Annotated in this window: 17 protein-coding genes; 6 read left to right on the top strand and 11 right to left on the bottom strand. The window is 45.5% G+C overall.

The window, feature by feature from the left end; all coding sequences use genetic code 11:
* The first annotated feature begins 340 nt into the window (after positions 1 to 340).
* The 5 genes from QTP81_RS07005 (at position 341) to QTP81_RS06985 (ending at position 7,927) form a co-directional block, all read left to right on the top strand.
* Positions 341 to 3,820 carry a 1,3-beta-D-glucan phosphorylase, GH149 family gene (locus QTP81_RS07005; RefSeq protein ID WP_491712951.1) on the top strand — a complete coding sequence of 1,160 codons (3,480 nt, stop codon included), beginning with the start codon at positions 341 to 343 and terminating at the stop codon, positions 3,818 to 3,820.
* 167 nt (positions 3,821 to 3,987) lie between these two features.
* Positions 3,988 to 5,136, top strand: a complete 1,149-nt coding sequence (locus QTP81_RS07000; RefSeq protein WP_289364643.1) for a sensor histidine kinase — start codon at positions 3,988 to 3,990, stop codon at positions 5,134 to 5,136.
* 8 nt (positions 5,137 to 5,144) lie between these two features.
* Positions 5,145 to 5,939: a LytR/AlgR family response regulator transcription factor gene (locus QTP81_RS06995; RefSeq protein WP_289364642.1), complete on the top strand. Its 795-nt coding sequence runs from the start codon at positions 5,145 to 5,147 to the stop codon at positions 5,937 to 5,939.
* A 125-nt stretch (positions 5,940 to 6,064) separates the two neighbouring features.
* On the top strand, positions 6,065 to 7,105 hold the full coding sequence (locus QTP81_RS06990; protein ID WP_289364641.1) for a glycosyl hydrolase 53 family protein: 1,041 nt from the start codon (positions 6,065 to 6,067) through the stop codon (positions 7,103 to 7,105).
* A gap of 222 nt (positions 7,106 to 7,327) precedes the next feature.
* Entirely contained in the window at positions 7,328 to 7,927 is a 600-nt protein-coding gene (locus QTP81_RS06985; RefSeq protein ID WP_289364640.1) for a Yip1 family protein, read from the top strand.
* Positions 7,928 to 7,990: 63 nt separating this feature from the next.
* Here QTP81_RS06985 and purF read toward each other — a convergent pair whose 3' ends face one another.
* From purF to QTP81_RS06930, 11 genes are all read right to left on the bottom strand, one after another.
* A complete protein-coding gene (gene purF / locus QTP81_RS06980; protein WP_289364639.1) occupies positions 7,991 to 9,508 on the bottom strand; it encodes an amidophosphoribosyltransferase in 1,518 nt (505 codons plus the stop codon).
* Positions 9,509 to 9,524: 16 nt separating this feature from the next.
* Positions 9,525 to 10,010, bottom strand: a complete 486-nt coding sequence (locus QTP81_RS06975; RefSeq protein WP_289364638.1) for a CvpA family protein — start codon at positions 10,008 to 10,010, stop codon at positions 9,525 to 9,527.
* Positions 10,011 to 10,145: 135 nt separating this feature from the next.
* Complete coding sequence (locus tag QTP81_RS06970) at positions 10,146 to 10,763, bottom strand: SPOR domain-containing protein (RefSeq protein WP_289364637.1); 618 nt, start codon at positions 10,761 to 10,763, stop codon at positions 10,146 to 10,148.
* A 31-nt stretch (positions 10,764 to 10,794) separates the two neighbouring features.
* A complete protein-coding gene (folC, locus tag QTP81_RS06965) occupies positions 10,795 to 12,087 on the bottom strand; it encodes a bifunctional tetrahydrofolate synthase/dihydrofolate synthase (protein WP_289364636.1) in 1,293 nt (430 codons plus the stop codon).
* A 3-nt stretch (positions 12,088 to 12,090) separates the two neighbouring features.
* Complete coding sequence (gene accD / locus QTP81_RS06960) at positions 12,091 to 12,933, bottom strand: acetyl-CoA carboxylase, carboxyltransferase subunit beta (protein WP_289364635.1); 843 nt, start codon at positions 12,931 to 12,933, stop codon at positions 12,091 to 12,093.
* An 86-nt stretch (positions 12,934 to 13,019) separates the two neighbouring features.
* Positions 13,020 to 13,808 carry a tRNA pseudouridine(38-40) synthase TruA gene (gene truA, locus QTP81_RS06955; RefSeq protein ID WP_289365604.1) on the bottom strand — a complete coding sequence of 263 codons (789 nt, stop codon included), beginning with the start codon at positions 13,806 to 13,808 and terminating at the stop codon, positions 13,020 to 13,022.
* Between the two features lie 71 nt (positions 13,809 to 13,879).
* Complete coding sequence (locus QTP81_RS06950; protein ID WP_289364634.1) at positions 13,880 to 17,230, bottom strand: FimV/HubP family polar landmark protein; 3,351 nt, start codon at positions 17,228 to 17,230, stop codon at positions 13,880 to 13,882.
* Positions 17,231 to 17,436: 206 nt separating this feature from the next.
* A complete protein-coding gene (locus tag QTP81_RS06945; RefSeq protein WP_289364633.1) occupies positions 17,437 to 18,453 on the bottom strand; it encodes an aspartate-semialdehyde dehydrogenase in 1,017 nt (338 codons plus the stop codon).
* 31 nt (positions 18,454 to 18,484) lie between these two features.
* Complete coding sequence (locus QTP81_RS06940) at positions 18,485 to 19,648, bottom strand: 4-phosphoerythronate dehydrogenase (RefSeq protein WP_289364632.1); 1,164 nt, start codon at positions 19,646 to 19,648, stop codon at positions 18,485 to 18,487.
* Positions 19,649 to 19,673: 25 nt separating this feature from the next.
* Positions 19,674 to 20,564: an alpha/beta fold hydrolase gene (locus QTP81_RS06935; RefSeq protein WP_289364631.1), complete on the bottom strand. Its 891-nt coding sequence runs from the start codon at positions 20,562 to 20,564 to the stop codon at positions 19,674 to 19,676.
* Positions 20,564 to 21,313, bottom strand: a complete 750-nt coding sequence (locus QTP81_RS06930) for a class II aldolase/adducin family protein (protein ID WP_289364630.1) — start codon at positions 21,311 to 21,313, stop codon at positions 20,564 to 20,566. The genes QTP81_RS06935 and QTP81_RS06930 overlap by 1 nt, the downstream gene beginning before the upstream one ends.
* Positions 21,314 to 21,395: 82 nt before the next feature.
* On the opposite strand from QTP81_RS06930, the gene QTP81_RS06925 reads away from it, so the two are divergent.
* Positions 21,396 to 22,094 (top strand): Crp/Fnr family transcriptional regulator, encoded by a 699-nt coding sequence (locus QTP81_RS06925; RefSeq protein WP_289364629.1) that lies wholly within the window; start codon positions 21,396 to 21,398, stop codon positions 22,092 to 22,094.
* Positions 22,095 to 22,096: the final 2 nt, after the last annotated feature.

The following is a 22,096-nucleotide window of genomic DNA, read 5'->3' as shown; positions in this document are numbered from 1 at the left end:
CCGCCCCTACTTGTCTAACACGCAAATTAAAATCGGAATTATGAGCGTAGATGTAACACAGTTGTTAACTGCTTAGGCGCCATTTCATCCAGAAGGGACTATAGGCGCGATAAAGTGGACTATTATCTTCCGAGATTGGTTTATGCTCTAAAGATTGTAAAAATAACGTAAATGAGACAGGTGATTTCGTAAACCCTGCTGGTCGTGATTGAAGTCCACCTTACCTCGTTTGTGTTGTATTAACGTTCCAAATGATTAGTTTGCACCGATTAGCGCACGAGATGCGATTTTTTTAATGATAAAAATAATAAAAAAATACTTGTTTAACGAGAATTAAATTATGAACAGTATGAATACTCACACACACTCATCCGCGCTAAAGGGCGTTGAAGGCGCCTACATTGAAATGGGTGGTGAAACATTTTATCAAATCAAAAACGTTGATCAGATGCCGGCTTTTTTTGTCAGTGTCGTTTCTGATCAAGATCATTGGTTGTTCGCCGGTTCAACCGGTGGATTGACAACAGGCCGAGTATCACCTGATACAGCCTTATTCCCTTATGTTACCGTCGATAAAGTTTACGAAAGCTCCCCCCATACCGGGCCGAAATCTATTTTCCGAGTGACTACAGACAATCAAGTGCGTTACTGGGAACCGTATAACGCAGAGCATGACGACCGCTATAGCATCGAGCGCAACCTATATAAAAACACACTTGGAAATGCATTGTGTTTTGAAGAAATCAATTACGATTTGAACTTAAAATTTCAGTATACCTGGCGATTCTCCGGTGAGTTTGGCATTGTCAGAGAAGCACAGCTGACCAACACAGCATCAGCTTCACAAACCGTTGAATTCATCGACGGATTACAGAATATCTTACCAGCGGGCACGCCGCGTTTTACGCAGGCACAATCAAGTAACTTGGTTGATGCATATAAGTGGACTGAGTTAGATGAGTCGAATGGTCTGGCGCTTTACACACTCTATTCTGCAATTACCGACCGTGCTGAGCCCGTTGAAGCGTTACACGCAAATACCGTATTCCACTTTGGTTTGGCTGACGCCAAAGTTCACTTGGATAACGCCAGTATTGATGCGTTTAAAACTGGTCAAACGGCAGCATCTAAAAATACCAGTCGTGGAGTTCGCAGCCATTATTTGATTAATGCTGCAGTAAGCTTAGCAGCAGGCGAAAAGGCTGATTGGACGATAGTAGCTGACTTGGAAAAAGACCAAGCAGCGGTCATTGCGCTACAATCCGAGCTGACGAATATTGATGCGTTAGCGCAAAAGCTGACTGAATCTATTCAGGCAGGCAGCGATAATCTCGCCAGAATCATGGCTCGTGCAGATGGCTTTCAAGCTACCGGTCAGCCAGATGTTTCATTACATCACTATGCAAATACACTGTTTAACGTACTACGTGGCGGTATTTTTGCCAATCAGTACCAGATTTCGCGGCGCGACCTGCTGCAAACAATTAAACATTTCAATGCTAAGGTTTACGCCGCCCATGCGGAAGCCATTCGTTTACTTCCCGAGTGGATTGAATTTGAAGATTTACTGCAATTTGCTGAACAAGAGCAAGACATGCAGTTAAGTCGGTTGATTTATGAATACTTACCGATCACCTTTGGTCGACGCCACGGTGATCCAAGCCGTCCATGGAACCAGTTTGCGATCGAGCTTAAAGATAGTAATAATCAACCACTGTTGTCCTACCAGGGCAATTGGCGTGATATTTTCCAAAACTGGGAAGCACTGACTCTAAGTTATCCATCATTCATCGAGTCGGTGATTGCAAAGTTCGTCAACGCTTCTACGGTAGATGGCTACAACCCCTATCGCATTACCAAGCAAGGGATTGATTGGGAAGTTGAAGAACCCGATGACCCTTGGAGTTACATCGGTTACTGGGGTGACCACCAAATTATCTATTTACTTAAATTACTTGAGTCTTCGAACAAGTTTGACCCCAGTAAGCTGAAGCAGTTGTTAACGCAGCAAGCATTTAGTTATGCCAATGTACCTTATCGACTGAAACCCTATGCCGAAATGGTCAAAGACCCTAAGGCAACGGTCCTCTATGATAATGAATTAGCAAGCGAAATAGAGCAACGCGTGGCAACCATAGGAGCTGATGGCAAGCTAGTGTTGACCAGTGAGCACGACGTTTACCGCGTTACGTTAACCGAAAAGTTATTGGTGCCACTTCTCACCAAATTGAGCAACTTAGTAATTGATGGCGGCATTTGGCTGAATACGCAACGGCCTGAGTGGAACGACGCAAACAATGCATTGGTTGGCCAAGGTCTATCAATGGTAACGCTTTACTACATGAACCGTTACATTGACTTTATGGAGTCGTTGTTCTCCGGTATTCAGACTACTCACAGTGAGTTTACGCTTACCACTGAAGTTGCTAATTGGCTGACACAGACCACCGAAATTTTGTCCCAGGCGGCTGAGCAACTCAACGCACAGCAAGATATCAATGCAGTCCGTTTCGACACACTGAAAGCGTTGGGTGAACTAGCCACTGAGTACCGCGCCAATATGTACCAGCACAACGGAGATTTCACTCAAGTCTCAGTCGAAACCAGTAAGATATTGTCGCTGTTAGCCCCAGCCAAGCAACTGATATTGCGAAGTGTTCATGCAAACTTAAGCGATTCAGGTCTTTATCACGCTTACAATATCCTGCGTATTGATCAGCAATCACTCAGCGTCGGTCATTTGTACGATATGCTGGAAGGACAAGTTGCAGCCCTAAGTTCTGGAGCGCTATCTGCGCAGCAATCGATAGAAATCATCGACCAATTATTTGCTAGCGACATTTATCGTCCCGACCAAAAAACCTTTATGCTTTATCCCGATCGGACGCAACAGCGCTTCCTCGATAAGAACACAATCCCCAGTGGCTTAGTCGATGAGGATCCGTTAGTAGTGGAAATGCAAGCTCGCGGTGACAACCGATTAGTAAAACGCGATTTACGCGGCGACTACCGGTTCAATAGTGCTTTAACTAATGCCAATGCAATCAAAGCTGTGTGGCCAGAGTTAACCGAAGACTATCCAAACTTAGCGACAGAGTCTTCACTTCAAAACCTACTTGAAGTCTATGAAAGCGTATTTAATCACAGTGCCTTCACCGGGCGCTCAGGCGGTATGTTCGGTTTTGAGGGGCTCGGCTGTATATACTGGCATATGGTTTCTAAACTGCTTCTGGCTGTGCAAGAAGTAGCGGTTGACAGTTTCCGTAGCGGTGAAGACGAGTCTGTCACGCAGCGTCTAATTGCACGCTACTATGATGTACGCGAAGGAATCGGCTTTAATAAATCGCCATCCGAATACGGGGCTTTCCCGGCGGATCCCTACTCTCATACCCCTAAACATGCGGGCGCTCAGCAACCTGGCATGACAGGTCAAGTGAAAGAAGAAGTGATTACGCGAATGGGTGAACTTGGTTGTTGGGTTGACTCCGGTAAAGTGAATTTTCAGCCGTTCTTACTGCGCGAAGTTGAGTTTACACAAGAGCCAACACCATTCCGTTACCTAGATTTGCAAAACCAGTGGCAAAGCATTGAACTTGCAGCAAATCAGTTGGGTTTCACTTGGTGTCAGGTGCCTATTATCTTCACCTTAGATGATAGCTCAGCTGGAAAAACACACATTCACCTACACGATGGCAGCCAACGCACTATCTCGGGAAGCTCTTTAGACCAAGATGACAGTCGTATTCTGTTTCATCGTACCGGTGAGATCAGTCAGATAGAGGTTGTTCTGAGTCGTGCTGACTTATATCAGCCCGCGTAATTATCATTGCTAAGGGGCTCCGATGGAGCCCTTTTTTTATTTATCTCGACCGTATTGCTTCCCGCATCAAGCCCCCTACCAGATACCCAAGTCAGTAGATGTTAAAAAACTGTAATGCTATTTAAACTGTGTAATACTTTGATTTTCTGTCTGATGTCACGATTATTATGAGTTCAAGCAGTTACGATTTTAATCCTCAAGACTACCCCGAACCCAATGCCCCTTTCGTTTACTGGCAATTGGCATTTTGGGCATTTTTATGCGTCGTTAGCTTTTTTACCCTGACGCTTTGGTACAGCCAGCCGTCATGGACCTATATCGCACCTATCCTTTCGCAATCAATATTAGGTCTCATCTTAACTGTTGTCATGGAACGTATTTTACTGTTCACGTGGCATCGCTCGCTAATATTCAAAGCGCTTATAAGTATTGGACTAGTCGTAGCCGTTTCTTCACTTTGGACTGTGCTGCGTATGTATTTGTTTGAAACCATGACTGGTGAAGAACATATTTGGAGCGAGTTTGGCGGTTGGTATTTTAGCGGAATATTTATATTTATTAGTTGGGCGTCACTGTTTTTCGGTGTGCAGTATTACGATTTGTTGCAACGAGAACACCGCATTATGTTGCGGGCTGAGGCAGAAGCTAGAAATCAGCAGTTAAAGCGAATGCACGCGCAAGCCACGGCTCGTGATGCACAGATGAAGATGTTGCGCTACCAGCTCAATCCTCATTTTTTGTGCAATACACTAAATGCAATAAATGCGCTGATCGAATGTGAAGAAAGTGAAAAGGCACAAATTATGTCAGTTAAACTGAGTCAATTTTTACGTCACTCACTCGACAATATACCCAATTCGAAAATAACCTTAGAAAATGAAATCAACGCATTGAACCTGTATCTAGATATTGAGAAAATTCGATTTGAAGACCGATTAAAACTCAATATTGATATCGAGCCCGCAGCTAAACAGGCGCAATTACCTAGCTTGTTATTGCAGCCAATTATCGAGAACTCAATGAAGCACGCGATTGCCAAGTGTGAAGACGGCGGTACGATTTCTATCGGTGCGCATATTGTCAATGAGCAACTAGTGATTGATATTGCTGATACCGGCCCTGGGATTAAAATTGGTAAAAGTAAACTGCAAAGTGTAATTGGCAGAGGTGTTGGATTGAAAAACACTGACGAGCGACTTAAAGTACTTTACGGTACGGCTTTTAGTTTCGATTTGTCGACATCTGAAAATGGTGGTCTAAAAACCACAATTCGCGTGCCTTTTGAACCTATTGAAGCAACGGCTTCTGTGGAATAATAATTTTAATGACTACTATAAAAACAATTATTGTCGATGACGAACCACTTGCGCTGGGTTTGTTAAAGTCAAAGCTAAGTAAAAACCCAAACATTGAAATTGTCTGTCAATGTCGAAATGGTCGTGAGGCAATAGATGCCGCACTCAGCCACCGCGCAGATTTGATGTTTTTGGATATACAGATGCCTGGACTGGATGGCTTAGACGTAGTTCAGCAATTACAATCTGACGAAATGCCGCTGATTGTGTTTACCACTGCGTTTGAGCAATATGCCATCAATGCATTTGACTTACATGCGGTCGATTATATTTTGAAGCCCATTGATCAAGAGCGCATCGACCGCGCTATAGAACGCGCTATAGAGAGACTCGACAAAGAAGAAAACGGACAGTTTAAGTCCGGCATTCTCAATGCCATTAATTCAATGAACGCGCATCAAGCGGATACCGAAAACGTTAGCTTTAATGAAAAACGTAAAATTGTTATCCGCGATCGAGAAGAAATCACCTTACTCAATCAGCCGGATATAGCATGGTTAGAAGCTGCAGGCGATTATGTATGTGTACATGCTAATGGTGAAACCCATATCAAGCGCACCACATTAAAAGAGCTTCTCAATGAATTAGATCCAACACTGTTTAAGCGGGTCCATCGTTCGACTATCGTTAATCTAAACTATATTGAAAAAGTGGTACCGCATACCAAGGGAGAGTTTTTTCTAATCCTCGGTGAGCATCACAAAATCAAGGTCAGTCGCAATTATCGCAATGTGATCAAAGATTACCTACAAGACGGTGCATAACGCCGTCTTATCCCCCCTGCAATCCGCAACAACGCTAAAACAACCCATTTCATCGCAGGTCACTGTACAGATTATCAGGATAACGGTTTATTTAGTGGTATGGCTTCTCAAACTCAATCCGGTAAATGTTACTCTTACGCATTTTTGTAATCACACTGGTTGTCCTATGGATAACGATCCCTAGAGCAGCAGGTTATCAACAGTCAGCAGACAGCCTGGTCGCTGGTGAAGTCATGGGGGTCGCATACAGCGGGTTTCGAGAAGGACAACATCCTGACCGCGGTAATGGGGCCGTCAACCCTTCTGAAGCCGAAGTTTTAGAAGACCTTCAAATACTTGTCGACCATGGCTTTAATCTTATTCGACTTTACGACACAGATGAAAATTCACAGGCAACGTTGCGTCTTATCGCAAAACACAAATTGCCGATTAAAGTGGTGCAAGGGATATGGTTACGTGCAGAAATCAGTAATCACGAAGGTTGCCCATGGTTAGATGAGCCTATTCCAGTTGCTCAACTAAACGCTAATCAACGCCTCAATGTGGCAGAAACACAAAAAGCCATAGCTCTGGTGAAACAGTATCCAGATATCATTGTTGCGGTTAACGTGGGTAACGAAGCATTAGTGGAGTGGAACGATCATATGGTGAGCGTAGACGCTGTCATTGACTATGTAAGGATGGTTAAACAACAAACCGATGTTGCCGTAACGGTTGCAGACAACTACGAGTGGTGGGCAGAATCGGGTTATGAACTTGCGCAAGAACTCGATTTTATCGGTGTCCATACCTATCCCATATGGGAAGGCAAGACGATTGAAGAATCATTGGCTTACACCGTCGCCAATATAGAAAAAGTGCATCGTGCTATTCCCAATAAGCCTATCGTGATCTTAGAAGCCGGTTGGGCAACAACCGCGAATGAGTTTAGTGTTCAAGCAAACCCTAGCAATCAAACAACTTACTATCAACAGCTACTCCATTGGGCCACAACCAGCAATACGACAGTGTTATTTTTTGAGGCTTTTGATGAGCCGTGGAAAGGCGATCCAAACAAACTAAACGGCGCAGAAAAACATTGGGGATTGTTCTACGTAGACCGCTCACCCAAGCAGGTTGTTACTGAGTTTATTCGTCCGCACCTGACCAATCGCAAGAATAAATAGCCTTGAATCATTCATAAAACAAATATGCTCATCACTAAAGTGAATGTAGCTAACTATCTGAATAGCACAAATAAATAGCTAAAGTCTTGACGGTTTTTTGTCCATCACGCAAAATGACTGTTAAATATTTGTAAATATTTAATTTTAATTTTACATATACGATCAAAAATCAACCAATAATAAAGCGTTCGACCTAAACAGTCGTTAGTTGGAGATAAAATTATGATTTTGAATCACCTATGGGGAATATATGCGCACCCAAAAGAAGAATGGCACAGCATTGACGAACGCCATGAGAGTTACTTTTACGCGTTGAGTCACATTTGTTTAATTGCACTAATCCCGGCAGTGATGGGATATTATTCTGCTGCCCAATTGGGATGGAGCATTGGTGTAGGTGACGTTATTCGCCTAACCCATGAAAGCGCACTCATGATGAGCATCGCTATGTATTTTGGCCTGATAGCAGGTGTCGTTGCTCTGGCAATCCTAGCCCACGAATTAGCTAAAGCGTTCGATTCTAATCCAACCTACACCCAATCGCTAGAATTAGCGGCATATACCGCTACACCATTGTTTATGGTCGGTTTTGCGGCATTTTATCCGGTACTGTGGTTTATTATGGCTGTCGGCTTAGTGGGATTGTCTTATTCGGTCTATTTGCTGTATTCCGGCGTACCGATTATGATGCATATCCCAGAAGAAAAAGGGTTTATATATTCGAGTTCAGTGGTGACGTGCGGCCTGGTGTTACTGGTCATCTTAATGGTAACCACTGTGATGTTATGGAGCGCTGGTATTGGGCCTGTGTACACGCACTAACCAATACAAGCCGCCATGTTGAAAGTAAAAAGCCAGCGATTGCTGGCTTTTTTTTGGGGCAGGCTACTGGTCAAAGTTATGTAAGTCGAGATTACTCAACTCCGCTTGCACCACTGGGGCTTTCTTTGCCTTTTCCCCTCGAGCGGCATCGATACCTTCGAGATAAGATTGGTCAATGTCACCCGTAATATAATCGCCATCGAATACGGATGTTTCAAAGCGTGCAATCTGTTCATTCTCTTCGCGAACAGCTTCAACCAAATCGCTTAAGTCTTGGAAAATCAATCCATCGGCTTGGATTAAATCACTGATTTGATCTATTTCACGCCCATATGCGACTAGCTCATTGGCCGAAGGCATATCAATCCCATACACGTTAGGGAAGCGAATCTCTGGAGCAGCAGACGCAAAATACACTTTCTTAGCACCGGATTCTCGTGCCATTTCAATAATCTGGCCTGACGTAGTTCCACGCACAATACTATCGTCAACTAATAAAACATTTTTGCCTTTGAACTCGGAAGATATAGCATTCAATTTGCGACGTACGGACTTCTTACGCATCGTCTGGCCGGGCATGATGAAGGTTCGGCCAATATAGCGGTTCTTTACAAAACCTTGTCGATAAGGCAGCTCCAAAGTATTCGCTATTTGTAAAGCCACATCCATCGACGTTTCCGGAATAGGGATCACAACATCAATGTCCTTATCCGCCCATTCACGTTTGATTTTCTCACCGAGCTTTTTACCCATATTCACGCGGGATGCGTAAACGGATATGCCATCGATAAATGAGTCAGGGCGCGCAAAATAAACGAACTCAAAAATGCACGGTGACATAGTCGGAGTTTCTGAGCACTGCTGCGTGAAGAGCTGGCCTTGCTCAGTAATATACACGGCTTCACCTGGTGCTACATCACGAACAAATTTGAACCCTACCGCATCCAGTGCAACACTTTCAGAGGCAACCATATACTCGTCACCCAATTCAGTTGTGCGTTTACCCAACGCTAATGGACGAATACCGTATGGGTCACGGAAAGCTAGAATACCGTGCCCGATAATCGCAGCCACCACCGCATAAGCCCCGCGTATTTTCTTATGAGTGCGCGCAACCACTTGAAACACCTGCTCAGGTGTTAATGTGCTTTCCGTGCAATTTTGCAGTTCATGAGCCAATATATTGAGAAGTAGTTCAGAGTCTGATGTGGTATTAATATGGCGTCTGGCAATCCGCGAAACTTCTTGCTGCAGCTCTACCGCGTTGGTCAAATTACCGTTGTGAGCAAAGGCTATCCCAAACGGTGAATTTACATAAAACGGTTGTGCTTCTGCAGAGCTTGAAGTTCCAGCGGTGGGGTAACGACAGTGACCTATTCCCATATTACCAGTCAGGCGTTTCATATGGCGCGTATGGAATACGTCGCGCACCAGCCCGTTAGCTTTGCGCAAGTTGAACATATTATTGTCAATAGTCATGATACCGGCTGCATCCTGACCGCGGTGTTGTAGCACCGTTAATCCGTCATACAGCGACTGTGCTACACCGGCCTTACCAACAATTCCAACAATACCACACATGAAAATTACCTACCTATCAGGAAGTTAAAAAGCTTGAACTACCCTGCATATATTGAAAAAACCATTCAATTATGACCGCAAATTCTGGCAGCAATAACGATGTTTGCCACCATTCACTTGAGGCTGCGGGGGTAAAAGTATCCATAAAAAACAATAAAGCACTGACGATCAAAACACCGCGTAAAGCACCAAAAACAGCGCCCAATGCGCGATCCGTACCACTGAGGCCTGTCGCTTTAACCAGTTGACTGAAGACATAGTTAGCAAGTGCACCAATAATCAGCGTTGCTACAAATAAAATGGCTATTGCAACACCGTTGCGCAATAACTCATCAGAAATTCGCGTAAGATAAACAGCAATGTCAGGATAAAATTGACTGGCTACGAATAAAGCACTAAACCAAACCGCGAGTGAAATTGCTTCCTTGACGAAACCACGGATCAAACTAATGATGGTTGATAAAGCGATGATGCCAATGATGGCGAAGTCAAACCAATTCATTCGTGCTTTGCTGTCGTTTTGCTGGTAATAAATACCATTTTTGAATGGCGCGCATTCTACCAGAAGCGTTACTGAATACCAAACACAGAGTCAGTGAAATTTGATCGATGACAAAGTCAACAGCGTAACGTTAGTTTACACTTTGAATTGAGTAATCTTACCTGACAATCCCGTCAATTCACGTAAATGCGCCAAAGAATTCTCTAAGTTCCCGCGCTCCAAGTCTGGACCAACAAATACTTTAGTCAGTTGACCCGCACTAGTTTGTACTGGCCGACTAAATGCCCGATAGCCTGCATTTTCAAGCTTATCCAGCAATTCTCGGACATTTTTTTGATGCCGAAAACTACCGAGCTGAATAACCCAACCGGAATTTTGTAAGTCATCTTCAATGGGTCGATCGATAACAGTCTGTTCAGCTAAACTTGCTTGGTCCGCTTCTTCACTTGTGACGTCTGCAGGATCAGGAGTGGTTGTATCCTGCTGCTCGCTTTCATCGCTTTGCTCTTCGAATACTTCGTCTACTGGTTGTTCTTCGACAATTTCGATCGGGCGTGAAGCTGCGGCTGCCACTTCTTCAGTAGGAAATGTCGGCGGCTGCACTAACGGTTTTCGTACAGGCGCTTCTGGTACTGAAACCAATGCAACCTGTTGATCTGCCTTTTGGCCGTCCAATAAATCAGGTAAGAAGATGACGGCTAACGCAACGACGATAATAGTACCGACCAAACGATTTTTTAACGCACTAGACAAATACAGTCTCCACAACAAAGAAGATTGCGTATTATAGGCGTTGTTGTGTGTTAAATGTCAACATTTCAGCGACTGTTACAAATGAACCAAAGACCAACACCACATCCCGTTCTGACAATTGTGGCAATATAGACTTTACCCCTTCAGCCACTGATTTTGCAGAAGTTAATATTTCTTGCGGCGCTAGGGCCTTGTGCAAATCAGCGATACTGGCAGCGCGTTCTGTTGGCAACCCAACCGGTATCCACAACGGTGCTAAGGGTGCAAAAGTTGCCAGTGTTTCATGCATCGCTTTATCACGCATCATCCCGACAATGATAAACAGCCTATCCCAGTTCAATGCCTGTAATTGTTTTACCACAAGCGCCGCAGCATGAGGGTTATGTCCCACATCAACAATCCAATCGGGTTTAAAGCTCAATCGTTGGAACCTTCCGGGTAAAGCGGCAGTGCGGACAAGCTCCCACAATAACGCTGGTTTGGCATTTAACTCATCCAGCTCTCCTAATACCGCTAATGCTGCAAGGGCAGTTGCGACATTATCTATCGGTAATAACGGTTTCGGTAATTGGCGCAACTCGTAATTTGGTCCACGCCAGTCCCATACTGGTTGGTGGTTATCATCAAAGTCGAATTCTCGGCCTTTCCATAATACTTCACCGGATGAACGTTGCGCTTGATTCAACATCACGTCTGGTACATCTCGCTCGCCTAGCACAATAGGACTGTTTACACGAAAGATACCGGCTTTTTCGTACGCTACTGATTCACGCGTATCGCCAAGGTACTCTTGATGGTCAAGAGCAATAGACGTGATCACCGCTAAATGGTTATCCACAATATTGGTTGCATCTAGCCGTCCCCCTAAGCCCACTTCTAGAATTAAATAGTCAGGCTTAGCCTGAGCAATGAGCCACAAAGCAGCTAGCGTACTAAACTCAAAATACGTCAGTGAATCATTACCGCGCATACGCTCTATGTGTAATAGTGCTTGGCAGAATTGTGATTCGCCTGGGCTTGTATCATTAAGCCGAACGCGTTCAGTAAAGCTAATCAAATGTGGTGAACTGTAAACCCCTACACTCTTATCTAATTGCAGGAGTGCTAATTCTAAAAACCGACATGTTGAGCCCTTGCCGTTAGTGCCACCCACAGTTACAACGCGGGTTGAGGAAAAATCTAATGCTAAACGGTTGAAGACACGGTTAACACGCCCCAGCGACATGTCAATTTCAGTGGGGTGGATTGCCATCAAATAGGCAAGCCATTGCTCCAAAGACCACGACGATTGTGTGGTCTTTGGATACTCAGCAGTGTTGTTCATTTATTAGTGGCGGTGTAATTTACTCAGAATGCTGTGCAGTGTATCGCGCATTTCGCGGCGGTCAACAATCATATCGATCGCGCCTTTCTCCAACAAAAACTCACTGCGTTGGAACCCTGGCGGTAATGTTTCACGCACTGTTTGCTCAATCACTCGCGGTCCAGCGAAACCAATAAGCGCTTTTGGTTCTGCAATATTAATATCGCCTAACATTGCTAAACTTGCCGATACACCGCCCATCGTTGGATCAGTTAACACTGAGATAAACGGTAATCCTCGTTTGCTCATTTTAGCTAATGCAGCACTGGTTTTAGCCATTTGCATCAGGGAAAACAACGCCTCCTGCATGCGCGCTCCGCCACTGGCAGAAAAGCACACTAGCGGCATATTGTGTTCCAAACACTCATTGACCGCTGCTACAAATCGCGCGCCAACAACGGAAGCCATCGAGCCCCCCATAAAGCTAAACTCAAAACACGCTACCACAACGGGCATGCCTTTTAATTTGCCGCGCATAACAACCAGTGCATCTTTTTCATTAGTGGCTTTTTGAGCGGCAGTAATACGATCTTTATAACGCTTAGAATCCTTAAACTTCAACACATCTTGAGGTTCAAGATTGGCGGCCAATTCAGTTTTATCGCCAGCATCAAGTAAGCCTTCGATTCTAGCGCGCGCCTTAATTCGCATGTGATGGCCACATTTAGGACAGACCTCTAGCTGCTTTTCCAATTCGGACTTATACAATACTGCACTGCATTCAGAACACTTAGTCCAAACGCCTTCAGGAACATTCCCCTTAGTTGAAGTTTGAGTTCTAGGCAGTATTTTTTGAATCCAACTCATTAATTATTTTCCTGTTGCTATGCGTTAAACCGGCGTTATTAGAGCATAGTCCGGCGTTAGGATAAAAACAAAACTGGTCTTAGAAGTCAGTCCGGTAAGAACAAAGGCCCCATTGGGGTCTTTGGAATACCAAATACTTGTGGATATTCAACGTGCACGAGATACAAGCCATTAGGTTTTGCTGTAGCACCTGCTCGCGTCCGATCTTTGCTCACCAGCAGCTCGGCTATCCATTCAATCGGTTGCTCTCCACAGCCCACCAGAATAAGTGAGCCCGTGATGTTGCGCACCATGTGGTGTAAAAAGGCGTTAGCCGTTACGTCAACAATAACGTACGGACCTCGCCGTTCAACACTGATAGCATGCAAATTGCGAAATGGCGTTTTTGACTGACAGTGAGCAGCGCGAAATGCACTAAAATCATTTTCACCAATCAAGCACTGCGCTGCTGCATGCATTTTGGCAGCATCTAACGGCCGGTACTCGTGCGTCAAGCCACCACGCAAAATGCCCGGTCGCAGTTTAGCGTTGTAAATGACGTATCGATAACGACGGGCAGTAGCAGAATAGCGGGCATGAAAGTCGTCATTAAAGCTCTTCGCCCAGTGCACTGCTATCGCATCCGGCAAATGTGTGTTCACGCCCATTGTCCACGCTCGCTCGGGACGCTCAACGTCAGTATCAAAATGAACAATTTGATTAGTAGCATGAACGCCCGCATCAGTGCGGCCTGCGCATTGCACTTCGATCGCTGTATTGGCGATCTTCGTTAGCGCGTTTTCCAGTGATAATTGAATGGTACTGAGCTGCTGTTGACGTTGCCAACCGTAGAAAGTTGAACCGTCGTATTCAATCCCAAGAGCAATGCGCAACAGAATTACCTTTTAGACTTGCGAAACTGGCGGCAAGTGTAGCCCAACTGGGTAACAGCGCACAACCACCGGCGTTACTTCAGTGTGTTTAATAGCGCTTTAGCTTCTTGCTGTTGTTCTTCGGTGCCTTCAGTAGCGACCTCTTCTAATAACTCTATTGCTGCCGTATTGTCATCCATTTCAATATAGGCTCGGGCCAAATCGAGATTGGCTGCTTGTGCGCCACCATCATCGACATCAACCACCACATCGTCATCGCTGACGCCAGTGAACTCGGCTAAGGCAACGTCTAAATTGAGGTTGCTATCATCTACCGCAGACCCGTCATCGGCCTGACTTTCGGCCAACAATGTGTCAACATCTACAAAATCTTGTTCTTCGCTTTGCGGTGCTTCTTCAGTAAACAAAGCTTCTAAATCAAGATCCGGATTATCTAGTTTTAATTCAGACTTACCCTCGACCTCAGCATCGATACTATCGAGTAGTTCATCAAAATCGGAACCTTCGATTTCTTCAAGTACCAAAGAGTCTTCATTATCGCCAGATTCATTCAGCCAATCACCTAATCCGGGTAAATCCTTCAGGTCGTCGGGTTCATCACTTGCAGCCTTAGCATCAGGCGAGTCTTGAGACTCTTCGTTGGCGTCATCTTCAAGCCCCTCATCAAGGGAGAACTCGTCAAATTCTTGATCTAATAACGAATCATCAAAGTCAGTATCATCACTATCGCCAATGCTTGGAATATCATCGAGTTCAAAACTCTCTTCCATAGCAAACTCGCCAGCATCAGCTTCGGCCTTTTCTTCGACGTCAATGTCTGGTTCTAACGCCGCTTCGTCATCAACTAAATCTGGTTCTTTTAGCTCTAGTTCTTCTGCTTCATCTGCGCTTTCAAACGTCTCAGTATCTGGACTTTCTTCACCTTCGAACTCATCATCGTCACTCGCATCAAACTCAGCTAACAACTCATCGGTCACAGACTCATCAATCGCTTGGCTTTCTTCCGCTGCAACTTTTTCAGTATCTTCAGCGTCAGCTACTTCTAACTCTGCGAGTAATTCATCTGTAACGGTATCATCAACGTCTTCGCCCTCACTAGCCAGTTCGTCATCTTCAGCGATCGACTCACCTAATGCCTCGTCAGTGGTATCGATATCGGCTTCTAACTCTGCGAGTAGCTCGTCGGCTAAATTATCATTTGCATCGCTTTCGTTGGTTACCTCGGCTGACTCAATTGAGCTGTCAGAGTCATCACTATCCGCTTCGAGTTCAGCTAACAATTCATCGGCTAATGCATCACCTGCATCGCTGTCTGACGTATCAGTATTCTCGTCAGATTCCTCCACTTCAGCTTCAAGCTCGGCCAACAACTCATCGGCAAGTGCATCACTCGCATCAGAATCAGCGTCAACGTCCTCTTCCTGTATGGCACCTTCTTCAGTCTCATCAACGACGTCCGCTTCTAGCTCCGCAAGGAGTTCATTGGCTAATTCTTCAGAGGCATCGGTAGACTCTTGTGCTTCAGTTTCCGCTTGTAATTCGGCAATTAAGTCTTCTGATAACGGATCTTCAAGCTCGCTTAAGTCATCGATATCAAGGTCGTTGGCAAACTCATCTAAGGTTTGGATATCGTGTTGCGTTTGCGGTACACCGTCCTCAGCCTGAGCACTCTCACTGTCGTCTTCATCGTCATCGAAATCAGTGTCGCCCATCATGCCTTGCATCATTTCAAGCTGCTCAAGCTCGCCAAGGATTTCATCAGTGACTTTGTCTAATGCTTCATTTTGCGCAGCAACCTCATCCTCTAACTGCTCCAACATTTGATTGGAAACACCGGTTTCTACATCAACATCGATACCCGCTGGAATATCACTTTTTTGCTCCGGCTGCTCAAGCAATTCATCAATACTGATTTCCGGCTTTTCATCATCTTCTTCATCTTCAATTGCACTGAGTACTTGCTCGGCTTCCGATGCTAATACCTCTTCAGAGAACTCACTCTCTGCCAGCTCTGCGTCTAAATCCTGGTCAAGTGCTGCCTCAAGTTCGTCTCCTTCGCTAAGCTCGGCAGCCAACTCACTGTCAACGTCACTGAGTTCTTCTTCTTCAAAAAGTTCGTCAAGTGAATCATCCTCAATATCAACGTCTTCCATTTCTGCTGCGAGCGCTTCATCAACGTCGTCTTCTAGTGCATCGGATAAGTCAATATCATCATCGGCTGAAAGGTCTATACCATCGATATCATCCAGCTCTTTAAGTAGCTCTTCATCATCCTCAAACAAGCTGTCATCGCCGTCTAGCTCAGGTACTAGCATCTCATCGCTGAGGTCGGCATAACTTTCTAATTCGTTCTCTACGGCATCATCAAGAGATTCCTCGAGTTCCTCTGAAAGGACATCGTCGAGTAGCTCATCATCATTAAATAAGTCTTCTTCAACATCCGGTGTCGCCAAATCGTCGACCAGTGAGTCACTGAGGTCGTCCATGGCGGGTTGTGAAGCAGCTGCTGGGGGAGGCGTTATCGATTGTGTCGCGTCTACAGCGCTTGCGTCGGCGGGTCTACTGCGCTTGACAAAAAACCAAACGAGACTAGCCAAAAACAATAGTGTTAACAGTGTGGACCCGATAATGATGCCCATCGGACCTGTTAATTGCTGTAAAAGCGATGCTTGTTCTTTCTCGCGCTGGTCCCGCTTAAATCGCTCAAATTCCTCAATCAGTTCACGCTGCAACTGCAATTGAGTATCTAACTGTGGCTGGACTTGCTCTTGGACTTGCCCTCGTAAGTCTTCGATATCCTGATTAACGCCATCAAGTCTTTCAATCACCTTGCGGTTTTCATCTATCAATGCCTGAACGTTATCGATAGAGGCGGCAAATTGTTGCCGTAAAATATCAAATTGCTCCAACTGTTGTTGGTCTAGTTGGGTTAGGCGCTCTTCAATTTGCGACGTTGTTTCGTCTAGGTCGGCCTTTTTAACGAGTTCGCCGGGAGGCTTAATATTGGTTTCAGCTTCTTGTTCAGCTGTGGGGCTAAGAGATGCAAGCGCTTGCTCATCACTTTCAGCTTTGAGTCGTGCCTGCTCTGCATCAATACGAGCAATATATCGCTCTGATGGCAGACGCAATGTGGCACCATCGACGAGTAAGTTAAGGTTTTGCTGCTCGAAGGCGTCCGGATTGAGCTCATAGATAGCGACCATCACCTGATAAACAGTAAGATCAGAATTTTGACGGTAACGAGAAGCAATGCGCCACAGAGTATCGGAAGCGTCAATCGGCCCATACACAGCACCAGAGTATTGCCCCTGTGCATCGCGCGGACCTTTGATTTGAATGCTGGTTGATTGCGCAGAGGTTTCGCTGACCACGGCAAAAACGATGGCGAACGTTACACTCATCATTAACCAACGGCTCAGTCTCATTGCGTTCCTTTATCTATTTTTTTTGTTGAACTCAGAAAGCCTGCAAGTGCCGTTCCAATCAGGCTTAAAACAGCACTTTATGTAACAAACAAACCATCACAAGCGAATAAATCGTGCTCTGCTATACCGTAAGTATAAACGAGAGCACCGAATTTTACTCTAAGGTTATCGGCCGAATTAGGATAAATTTAAGTCAATATAAAGACTTAAAGATAATCTCTAACCAAAACCTCAGCGATTTGTACGCTGTTAGTTGCTGCGCCTTTGCGAACGTTGTCAGACACTATCCATAAGTTTACACCATTCGGGTGAGAAATATCATTGCGGATCCGGCCTACATGCACACTGTCGTTGCCACTGGCACTACTGACTTGAGTTGGGAAGTCTTCAGGATTTTCGTAAACCGTTACTCCATCCGCTTCGCTTAGTAGGCGTTTGACATCTTCAGCATCGATCGGTTGGTGGGCTTCGATATGAACCGCTTCACCGTGACCATAAAATACTGGCACACGCACAGCCGTTGGGTTCACGCGAATCGTGTCATCCCCCAAGATCTTGTGTGTTTCCCACACCATCTTCATTTCTTCTTTGGTGTAATCATTGTCAAGGAAGACGTCAATTTGCGGAATAGCGTTAAACGCAATTTGGCGACTAAAGCCTTCGGTATTAACTTCACGACCATTCATCAATGACGCGGTCTGCTGTGCTAAGCCATCGATAGCTGATTTCCCTGCACCTGAAACCGATTGGTAAGTACACACATTAATACGGTCGATACCCACAGCATCGTGAATGGGTTTTAATGCGACAACCATTTGAATTGTAGAGCAATTAGGATTAGCAATAATATTGCGATTGCGGAAATCTGCCAGCGCGTGCGGATTAACTTCAGGTACGACCAATGGAATGTCAGGCTCATAACGAAATTGCGAGGTATTGTCGATAACCACACAGCCCGCCTCAGCAGCGATAGGAGCAAACTTTTCCGAAACACTCCCCCCCGCAGAGAAGAAGCCTAATTGCACTTTTTGCCAATCAAAGGTGTCAGCGTTTAAAACTTCAATGTCTTTACCTTTGTATGAAATGGTACCACCGGCAGAACGCTCACTGGCGAGTGGATAAAGAGTACCAATAGGAAAATTGCGCTCTTCCAAAATTTCGATCATAGTTTTTCCAACCAGACCTGTTGCGCCTAATACCGCAACATCAAAGGCTTGTGACATGAGTTGTTTTACTCCCGTTTGAATTTTTACATTATTCCGTACACAGCGTATCAAAACCGAGACCTTGCAATTGCTGTCGAATCGGATCATCCGCGCTGTATTCGTTTAATACAATTGTTTGTGCCGCGAATTCGCGCCGCTGGGCGTAGTTTTTGCGCAATTGCGTAAATGTACGACCAACGTCGCTGGATTGTGCCATTGCTTGGCGAAAAATCCTATCGTCCTGTCTAATATCATATAGCGAAAAAATCGCTGCTCCAATGAGACTTTCATCGCACTTACCTTCGCTCCGCCAATCAACCACAGGCAGTGACGGTAAGACTTGGTTCATGGATATTTCTTCATCGCGCCCCATGTGGTTACACAAGGCCCCGTAACTCATAAATGTACCGCGAGCCTTACCCTCCAATGTGTGCCCTGCAATATGCGGCGTTGCAAACAAACAGTGGGGTAACATGGCACGATTAATAGCCGGTTCATTTTCCCAAGCATCGAGAATTAGCACTGGCATTTTGCGTATCTCAGCTTGTGTTAGAAACGCAGATTCATCGATGACACCACCGCGACAGGCATTGATGACCAATTGGTTAGCGTTGAGCTGCTGTATTTGGTTGGCTCCCAACAAATGTCGCGTAGGATGCTTTCCGTCCTCAATAAGGGGGACGTGCAAACATATGATGTCACACCCCAATACCGTATCTAAATCTACGAACTCGCGGGTATCGCTCGATTCAGCTAAAGGTGGATCACACAGGCAGTAATCGAATAAGAGTGCGCGTAATTTAGATTCGAGCGCCGAGCCAACATTACCCGCGCCAACGACCCCAATACGCAATTTGCGTAGATCAGCAAGATTGAGTTGACGTTTTTCTGCGTAGGCGAATATGCCACTGAGCACATACTCAGCTACGGCTATAGCGTTGCAACCAGCAGATACGTAATAAGGCACTTGCGCAGCTTGGAGCGCAGCTAAATCAAAATGGTCGAAGCCCGCTGTAGCGGTAGCAACCAGTTGCAGTTCAGGTGCTTGCGCGAGTAATTCGGCAGTCACTTTTGTTGTTGAGCGCACCATTAACGCATCAGCACTACCCAATACTTCAAGGTTGATATCACCTGCACTAAAAGGCATAGCGTCGCCGAGCAATGAGAAACACTGCTCAGCAAAAGGCATATTGTCGTCGTATAAAATTTTCATCTGGCAGAGTTTACCTGCTGCCAGCTCACTTCTCACTGATAATTTCAGAAATAATCTGATTGACGTCTTCGGGCGCTTCTAACTGTGGATAGTGACCGACCGGTAGAGCTTTAGTGGGTGTTTTGGGAAGTAATTGCTGAAACTGGGAAAGCATGTGCTGCCCTGAAATAGGGTCGTAAGTGCCATTGATAAACATCAGTTTTGTAGTGTCCTGCGCTGCCGCCTCCTGCATCGCTGACACCCACCGATCGCGATAGCGAATACGGTCATCTAGATAATCCAGCATTGAGGGAATCACACGCCGCCCCCTGTTATGCTTCATCAACTCCCATAACACGTCTATGTCATTGTCTTTAGGCGGTGTTTGGGGACCAAAAATGCGCGTAAAGCTTTTCTTCAACGTGGCTTTGCTTAACAGCCTTGCTAATACCGGCCCAACCCAGCTATGTAACAGCTTTTGTGTGATTAACGGTCGGTGGCTTTCAGGAAATAAACCGCCATTGAGCCAGATTAAGTGATTGATAGTGTACCCAGCCGCACCCAGGGTCACTCGTGCGAGTAATTCTTGGGCGACAGAATCACCGTAATCATGCGCGACGATGCTCACTTGCGTTAATCCCAACTCAGCGAGTAACTGCTCAATAATATCGGCCTGTTCGACAAGACTGTACTTGTGCGGGTGCGGCTTATCTGACAAACCGTAACCCAATAAATCCAATGCCACTAAGTTGTAATCCGACTTAAACGCCTGCCATTGACTGTGCCAATCCCATGCAGCGCTCGGGAAACCGTGAATGAATACCAGTGTTGCAGCTTCTGGGTTAGCATTTACATGGTGCCAAACAGCGACCTTGTGGCCTTGCAGCTGTTTGTACTGCACGTGAGATTTGTAGTCGTTTAAGTCGGCGTAGGGCATTAGTTTTTATAGTCCGGACAATCGCGGTCTAGCTTACGCAAAATCCCAGGCCAAGCCAACATACCACCCATCGAGCGTGTCACCTGCTCTGCCTGAGCTCGGATACCCGCCAAAATAGGTGAGGGAATAGGACGCAACTCAACGCCCGTTGATTGCGCTTGAATTTGGATTTCACAGCTGCGCTGCAAAATAAACATGCCCAAAAACGCATCAGCAATGGTTTCAGCGCACGTCAATAAACCGTGATTGCGTAAGATCATGAAATTAGTATTACCTAAATCCGCCACCAGGCGCTGTTTTTCATCGGGATTAAGAGCTACACCTTCGTAGTCATGGTAGGACAAAGATGCTAAAGCAAATAGTGATTGCTGGCTGTATGGCAGTAACCCCTTTTCTTGCACAGATACTGCGATACCAGCATTGGTATGCAAATGCAGCACGCACTTAGCATCGTCTCGCGCTTCGTGAACCGCGCTGTGAATAGTAAAGCCCGCTGGGTTGATATCAAATTCACTTTCCATGACTTTGTTGCCATGCAAGTCGACTTTGACCAAACTCGATGCTGTGACTTCTTCAAACAGCATGCCGTAGGGATTAATTAAGAAGTGATGTTCTGGGCCTGGAATACGCGCAGAGATGTGGGTAAACACCAAATCATCCCAACCATAATGGGCTACCATGCGATAACACGCAGCCAGATCTACGCGCATTTGCCACTCTTGTTCTGACACTTGGTCTTTAACGTTCATTAGTTAGTCCTCTATATTGCACATCAACAATATACGCGTATGATTGACCACCAACTGTCGCCAATACGACATTGTATAAAAAATGTTATCAATTCCTCAACAAACCCTTTTGCGTTCTACCGTCTGGTTTAATGCCATGACCGTAGCCGTGCAAGATGCCTTTATGGGCGTAATCAAACTACAAAAACTGAGCAAGGGCAGCCAACTCTATGCCAAAGGCGATGTTGGAACTGGCTTTCACTGCGTGCTCGAAGGCCGGGTTAAAGTCAGTAATATTCACAGTAGCGGTAAACAGATGGTACTGGCCTATCTTGATGTCGGTAGTTGGTTTGGTGAAATATCGATGTTTGATGGCTTGGGTCGCTCGCATGACACCCATGCTGATTCTGACGCTGTGTTGGCGTTTATTAGTCGCGCTGACTTTCATCGCCTGTTAAATCAATACCCGGAGACCTATCACTATTTCACTCAGTTGCTGTGTCAGCGCTTGAGAACTACGTTTAACTTTATCGACTCGACGGCGGGTTTAAGTTTGAAGCAACAACTGGCTAAGCGCTTAATATTGCTCAGCAGTAATTTTGGCCAACGCTTGGCGGGACATAACTTAATTGAAATTACCGCATCACAAGAAACCCTTGCCATGATGATCAACTCATCGCGACAAACTATTAACCGCTTACTGAAGGAAATGGAGCAGCAAGGGTATTTGCGCACGCATTATGGGCGCATCACCTTGCTGGACATTGCACAGTTAAAACAACTGTGCGAATGGGATGGTTAACG

This window comes from Neoalteromonas arenosi, from assembly GCF_030362855.1.
GTDB classification, from domain to species: domain Bacteria; phylum Pseudomonadota; class Gammaproteobacteria; order Enterobacterales; family Alteromonadaceae; genus Alteromonas_E; species Alteromonas_E arenosi.
The sequence above is the reverse complement of the archived record's forward strand: the minus strand, read 5'-3'. Positions and strand labels throughout refer to the sequence as shown.